Source organism: uncultured Senegalimassilia sp. (assembly GCF_934632265.1).
Taxonomy (GTDB): Bacteria; Actinomycetota; Coriobacteriia; order Coriobacteriales; family Eggerthellaceae; genus Senegalimassilia.
On the sequence record NZ_CAKTYH010000118.1, the window covers coordinates 1 to 5,789 of the forward strand.

Annotated in this window: 7 protein-coding genes and 1 pseudogene; 3 read left to right on the forward strand and 5 right to left on the reverse strand. The window is 63.8% G+C overall.

All coding sequences use genetic code 11. The features are described from left to right. Positions 1-40: 40 nt before the first annotated feature. Positions 41-784, forward strand: coding sequence for an RloB family protein (locus tag Q0H50_RS08000; RefSeq protein ID WP_294421201.1), 744 nt, complete (start codon positions 41-43; stop codon positions 782-784). 172 nt (positions 785-956) lie between these two features. Here Q0H50_RS08000 and Q0H50_RS08005 read toward each other — a convergent pair whose 3' ends face one another. Further along, complete coding sequence (locus Q0H50_RS08005; RefSeq protein WP_294421205.1) at positions 957-1,316, reverse strand: type II toxin-antitoxin system RelB/DinJ family antitoxin; 360 nt, start codon at positions 1,314-1,316, stop codon at positions 957-959. Then, positions 1,313-1,582, reverse strand: a complete 270-nt coding sequence (locus Q0H50_RS08010; RefSeq protein WP_294421208.1) for a hypothetical protein — start codon at positions 1,580-1,582, stop codon at positions 1,313-1,315. The genes Q0H50_RS08005 and Q0H50_RS08010 overlap by 4 nt, the downstream gene beginning before the upstream one ends. A gap of 926 nt (positions 1,583-2,508) precedes the next feature. Here Q0H50_RS08010 and Q0H50_RS08015 point away from each other — a divergent pair. After that, a pseudogene (locus tag Q0H50_RS08015) lies at positions 2,509-2,592 on the forward strand (sugar transferase); the annotation flags it as partial. Positions 2,593-2,606: 14 nt separating this feature from the next. Here the strand turns inward: Q0H50_RS08015 and Q0H50_RS08020 are convergent. Next, positions 2,607-3,062 carry a hypothetical protein gene (locus tag Q0H50_RS08020; protein WP_294421215.1) on the reverse strand — a complete coding sequence of 152 codons (456 nt, stop codon included), beginning with the start codon at positions 3,060-3,062 and terminating at the stop codon, positions 2,607-2,609. Positions 3,063-3,366: 304 nt separating this feature from the next. Beyond that, entirely contained in the window at positions 3,367-4,746 is a 1,380-nt protein-coding gene (locus tag Q0H50_RS08025; RefSeq protein ID WP_294421210.1) for an RNA-binding domain-containing protein, read from the reverse strand. A 335-nt stretch (positions 4,747-5,081) separates the two neighbouring features. On the opposite strand from Q0H50_RS08025, the gene Q0H50_RS08030 reads away from it, so the two are divergent. After that, the gene (locus tag Q0H50_RS08030) at positions 5,082-5,246 is read left to right on the forward strand and encodes a sugar transferase (RefSeq protein ID WP_294421212.1); all 165 of its coding nucleotides are present in this window, start codon (positions 5,082-5,084) and stop codon (positions 5,244-5,246) included. Here the strand turns inward: Q0H50_RS08030 and Q0H50_RS08035 are convergent. Further along, positions 5,180-5,789: transposase (locus Q0H50_RS08035; RefSeq protein ID WP_294421213.1), on the reverse strand; the 610-nt coding region annotated here is incomplete at its 5' end. The two genes, Q0H50_RS08030 and Q0H50_RS08035, sit on opposite strands and share 67 nt — an antisense overlap.

Here is a 5,789-nt window from a genome sequence, read left to right on the forward strand (position 1 = left end):
GCGGGCGGCGCATATACGTTGGTCCGCTTGGCGCGATAAATTGGCAAATACGGCGCAAACTATATTGACGCTAACAGGTAGGAAACCGAAATCGAAGTGCTTCTTCATCGGCGAGGGGCCGAACACCGAGTATTGGTACCTGGAGTCGCTCGCCGTGCGGCTCGCAAAGATGAACGCCCCGGAGCTCATCGAGCTCAGGCCCGTGGAGAGGACCGGCAACGAGAGAAACCAGTCCGCGCCGAAGAAGCTCCTGGAGCAGGCACGGCTCATTCGAGGCAATGCGGATATGTTTGGGTTCGACCCCGAGACGGACCGCATCGTCGTGTTCTTCGATGCCGACGTGTACAAGGGCGACTCCGAGCGTTATGCGTCCGACCTCGGCATGTTCTCCGGGGTTGCCGAGGTTGCGGTGACGAACCCGAGCTTCGAGCTGTATCTCCTGCTGCACCTCGACGACGCGTTGGAGGAGTACGTCTTGCCCAATGAGAAGGAGATTCTCGGTAACGGCTATGTCGGCGGCAAACGTCGTTATGTCGAAAAGCTTGCGAGCGATGTCCTCGGCTTCAACGTGAAGCATAACGAGAAAGTCGGAGAACTTGCGCGACGTTTTGGGGTCGCGGTTATGAACGAGCGGGCGCTCAACCAGGATCCGTCTCAATCCATCGGCCGGCTCACCAGCAACGTGGGCGCGCGCATCATGGAGATCATGCACACCGGCGCGTCTTCCGAGGAAAGCTACCTCGGGCTGCGCAGGCGTCTCGGAGTCGAAGACGAACTTGCTTGATAACCTCGTGCGCAAAACGGTCAGCTGAGTCGTTTGCACATACAGCAGACATCTCTTCGCCCATGCTCGTGCGGCATTCGCATCGGCGCCCTGCCTGCCTCAGCATGCTCAAGCGGGCAGGGCGCCTTGCCGAGGAAAAGCGCCCAGAGCTTTCCGCGAAGCCGGCCGCCCCTCATCTCGCCTTCCGGGGGATGCCGGCGGCGAACGGCATCCCTCCCAGCGCGGTCGTCTGCAGCGCGAGCAGCCTCACGGCCTGCGAGAAGTTCGTGCCCAGGCCCTTGAGCACGGACTCCATCTCGCCGGCGACGTCCTCCGGGATCTTGACCGACGTCACCGCGGTCCCGCCGCTCGCCTCGAAGCCGGCGTCGACGGGGCCGAAGGGGATGTCACCCTCGAGCACGATCTGGAAGGCGAAGCTCCTCATCGCGCAGGTGGGGTCGACGCCGATGCCCCGCAGCGTGTCCTCGAAGGCCGCCTTCAGGTCGGCGTCGATCCTCACCGACAGCTTCCTCATCTTCGCGCCGCAGCTCATCTTGCGCCCCCTTCCCCAGGGCGCTCGCCTTCCTCGCCGGCCCCGAAGCCGCTCTCCATGAAGGCCTCGAACCTGATCCTCATGGTGTTGGCCTTCGCCTCGCGGCTCGCCCTCATGGGCGGCCCGCCCCGGTAGACGAGCTCGTCCATGTACTCCTCGAACGCCTCCGTCAGGGTCATCCCGTGCAGCGCGAGCAGCTCCCTGCTCCTGCGCTTCATTGTCCCGTCCAGCCTGAGCGACGTCGTCTCCTTGGGGTTCGCGTACATCCCCGCCTCCTTTCCTGCGGCGCATCCGGCGCCGCAATTGCGCTCCGTGCACTTGCGCCGGCGCAGCTGCCCGTCCCAAGGCCGTTTTCGGGGCCTTTTGGACAAGTGCGGCCGCGGGCGGCGATCGGTAGGGCCGCTGGCGTGCGGCATGCTCGCCGCGATCTGCCGGCGCGGGTCCTCCGTTCCCGCAAAAGCTTCTGCGGAGCCTTGCGACGCCGCGGGCTTTTGCCTGGGTTTCCCCGATCGGCCGCCGATGCAAGGCCACCTTGCTCGGCTTGTCTGCCGATATGCCCGGGAGGCGGCGCGGAACGCCGGATTCGCGAAGGCCCGCGAGGGCCGGCATCCCCACCGAATTGCCGGCGACGGGCCGATGTCGCCCGGAATTCTGTGGGGGATGTCGCGCGTGCGGCGCGCAGCGGTGCGTCCCGGGCAACAGCCCCGCGGCGCTTGAGCGGGCATGCGGCCGGTGGGGTTCCAGGGGGAGGAGGCGGGGAGCGCTCCCCTTGGCCGCCCGATAACGTCAACGTCCAAGGCGGGCCCTTTCCGGCAGGCTGGCCGGATGGCGCTTTGGGGATGCTCGGGACCTAACGAGGAGCCGCGGCTTCGCGGCGGCCGGCTTTGGCGGAAGGCAGCATTAGCCGGCTTCGGCTGTCGAAGTTCATGTAGCCGCGCGCCGCTTGCGGAGAATCGTCCCATTGGGAATTCGCCCCAATGGGACGATTCCGTTTAGGGGAGAGAGGCCGTCCTCGGGCTCGACCCGACCCTTCGAATCATCGTCGGGCGTTTTTATTATGCGCAAAGCGGCAGCCGCGATTCGCTGGCGCAACACGCTGCCCGCAGTGCCATCGGCAATACAAAAACCTGCAGGTCAAGCCAACAATCCAGCATATCGGCGCCTTTAGTGTTTTTTCGTCTTGACAAAAGGGATGAGCGTCGTGGGCCCGCGACCCGCGTTGCCCAACGAGGTGGCAACCTACAACGACTACCAGCGCCAAAGGCTGCTGGTGAAGCCGGGCATGACCTGCTACTGGCAAACCCGTCGCAACCGCGACTCCATAACCTTTGAGAAGCCGACTTGCCTATTTCGCTGCGAAGGAAAGTGGAGCGTTCGGTTACCCTGAAGGTGAGGTCTTTGATTTTGTCGGAAAAGTTCCTGGCCTAGTCGCAGAGCCTGGCGATCTCGACACCGCATGCGGCGCACCTGCCCTCGATGAGCACGAAGCCGTCTCGTATGCGCAGCGAGTAGCCGCTTGCAAACGACGCCGTGCCGCAGTTGAGGCAGAAGACGCTGCCCCAACAACAGCTGCTGTATGTTTTCAGGCATGCGCTTCCACGCACGGGCGGCCTCGATGTCGGTCATGCCCCGACCGCGGCGGAACTCGTCTTCCTGCATCTCCTTGGCAACGAACCTCGCGATCATCGCCTCATCGACGCCGTCGGCGCGCATCTGCTGCGCCATCTCCTCGTATTTGTCGGCCATGGAGGTTCCCTTCTGTCGGCGTTTTGCCCTCTTGTTGTTCGTCGTAAGTCGCACAAGCCTCATGCGTTGCAATTATACGGACACCTCAGACCACAAAAACCACCGATGAGCTATTTTCTGAGAATCTGATCGAGGGCAATATATTCTTCGGGACCGTTTCTCTGGACTTTGGCGGACTTGCCAACTCGCGCTTGGGTACTACCCAGTAGATTACTCAGTAGTGCCCAGTAGATTACTCAGTAGTGCCCAGCAGGGGGACGGCAGCAAACGCAACGGGCCTGTTTCCCGGCTAGGCTCTGCAGCCTCAAACTCCGCTTGGCATCCTGTAGAATTGGTGCGGGTCTTTCGGGCTTTTCCCTGACCATTCCAACAGGCCTCGTCCGGCAAGGTCTTTCAGGGTCTTCGCGGCCGTTTTCCTGCCGACGCCGGCCTCCCGCGCGAGGTCGGAGGTCGTGATTTTCCCCTGAGCGGCGGCAATCGCCATCGCTGCCTGTTCGCGCTCGCTGAGGAGCGGTCGGTTGTCGGCCGCGGTTCTGAAAGTCGCCTTTTGCGATCCGGGGCGCTCGAAGACGACGACGGTGCTGTTGACGGTCTGCTCGAAGCGGAACCTCACGCCCGCGGCCTCGCAGGTCTCCTTGATGCGCGGTATCCCCGTGCCGTACTGCTCGATGACGCCGGCGCGAAATAGGGCGCGCGCGATTGCGGGATTTCGCAGGCAGAACTCGCTCGCGGTGCTGTCGAGGTGCTCTTGCGGCGAGTCGCCCTCGGGGAACAGGCCCGGGCTCACGATCTGGACGGTGTCCATGAACACGTTCACCTCGACGGCGGTGCCGGTTGTGTAGTCGCGGTGGCACAGCGCGTTGGCAACCGCCTCGCGGATGGCCTCGGCCGGGATCTCGGGGATCTCCTTGCGGTACATGCCCGTCTCGCCGATGACGAACTCGCGCCTGATGTTCGACGTCACGAAGTACTCGGCGAAGTCGAGCAGCTTGAGCATGGCGCCGCACTCGCGGCGCAAATCGAGGATCTTGGTCTTGGTGTTGCCGCCCAAAAGCCCCAGCTTCATCCTGGGGTAGGTGTCGGACCCCTCGCAGAACAGCTCTACCGCGGCGTTTCTGAGGCTGCCGTCGGGCGCGATGAGGTCGAGCTTGGCCAGGGTGTCCTCTACGCTGGTGAACCCGCCGCCTACGCGCCCGGCCCTGCCGCCGCGCTCGACGAAGTCGCGCACCGCCCGCTCGTCGGCGTCGGAGACGGGCCTGCCGGACGGCAGGGAATCCCACGGGCTGCGGGCGCGCTCGCGCTTGAGGACCATGGCGCTCAGCTCCGAGGCCGACAGCACTTTGTTTGAGGTCCCCACGCGGGTGAAGTAGCGGCCGTCGGCAGAGTAGGGGGCGTCGGCGCCCGAGAAGGCAACTTTGATGTAGCGCAGCCCGCCATCGGCATCGAGGCGCTCGACCGTCGGGAACACTGCAGGCTCGATCTTGTCGGACACCCACGACGTCACTTGGCGCAGCGTTGCGTCGCTGACGTCCTGGCCGATGACACTGCCGTCGTCTTTGACGCCGAAGTAGAGCTCGCCGCGGCCGTGCTTGTTCAGCATGGCGCTGATGGCTTGCAGTGCCTCTTTATGCTCGCCAGTGGATTTCTTGAACTCTACGGTCTCGCTTTCGCTGCCCAGGTTCATCCGCGCCGCCTTTCCCGTTCGTTGCTTGTCTCGTTGGATTATACCGTGGTCGCCATGGGCGAATTCGTGGAAGTGCGTTTGCTTGCCTCTTCCACGTTTTCATGCGCCTGAATGCTCTTTGTGAAGAATCGTCTCATTGGGAAACGGGTCCCAATGAGACGATTTTGGCATCAGGCATAGGGGAAACGGTGCGCTCCGCGCGTTTGAGGCTATGCGCTATTCCGATTCTCTAATGCGTCCCAGGCGGCTCGAAATGCTCCATCGAAATTGCCGGCAATCCTCTCCACCTGCGCAAAATCCCCGTCCTGCCTTGCTTTTTCGTCTTGACAAAAGGGATGAGCATCGTGGGCCCACGTCCCGCATTGCCGGCTGAGGTCGCGACTTATGACGACTACCAACGCCAGAGACTTCTGGTCAAGCCAGGCCTCACCTGCTACTGGCAGACGCGGTGCAACCGCGATTCCATCACTTTTGACGAGTGGGTCGATTTAGACCTTTGATGGCGCAGGTCGAGTCGCTCTCGCGCGACAACGTGGAACACCTCCTCGATGGCGCCGACCAGGCCCTTGTGCGCATCGGAGGTCACGAGCTGCACGCCGTGGACGCCGCGTCCCTTGATGCGGCGCAGGAAGCCGAGCCACGAGTCGTACGACTCGGTGTCCACCGCCGACAGTCCCAGCACGCGGCGCCAGCCGCCCTCGTCGCAGCCTATCGCCGTCACGACGGCGGTCGAGGCGACGCGCCCGTCGCGCCTGCACTTGACGTAGGTGGCGTCGAGCCACAGGTACGGCGTGCGGGCATCGGACAGGTCGCGGCCCATGAGCTCGGCCACGTCGGCGTCGAGGTCCTTCGCTATGGCGCTGACCTGGTCCTCCGACAGCCTGGATATCCCCAGCTTCTCCGCGATGCGCTGCACCTTGCGCGTCGAGGTGCCGGTGGCGTACATCTCGGCCGCCGCCGACACGACCGCGCGGTCGACGCGCTGGTAGCGCTCGACCACGTCCTCGGGGAAGAAGCTCCCCGACCTCAGCTTCGGTATCCTC

Coding starts and splice junctions, on each gene's coding strand:
- Q0H50_RS08005 (WP_294421205.1), bottom strand. CDS start 1,316: ATGAGCTGCGGCGCGAAGATGAGGAAGCTGTCGGTGAGGATCGACGCC.
- Q0H50_RS08010 (WP_294421208.1), bottom strand. CDS start 1,582: ATGTACGCGAACCCCAAGGAGACGACGTCGCTCAGGCTGGACGGGACA.
- Q0H50_RS08020 (WP_294421215.1), bottom strand. CDS start 3,062: ATGGCCGACAAATACGAGGAGATGGCGCAGCAGATGCGCGCCGACGGC.
- Q0H50_RS08025 (WP_294421210.1), bottom strand. CDS start 4,746: ATGAACCTGGGCAGCGAAAGCGAGACCGTAGAGTTCAAGAAATCCACT.
- Q0H50_RS08030 (WP_294421212.1), top strand. CDS start 5,082: ATGAGCATCGTGGGCCCACGTCCCGCATTGCCGGCTGAGGTCGCGACT.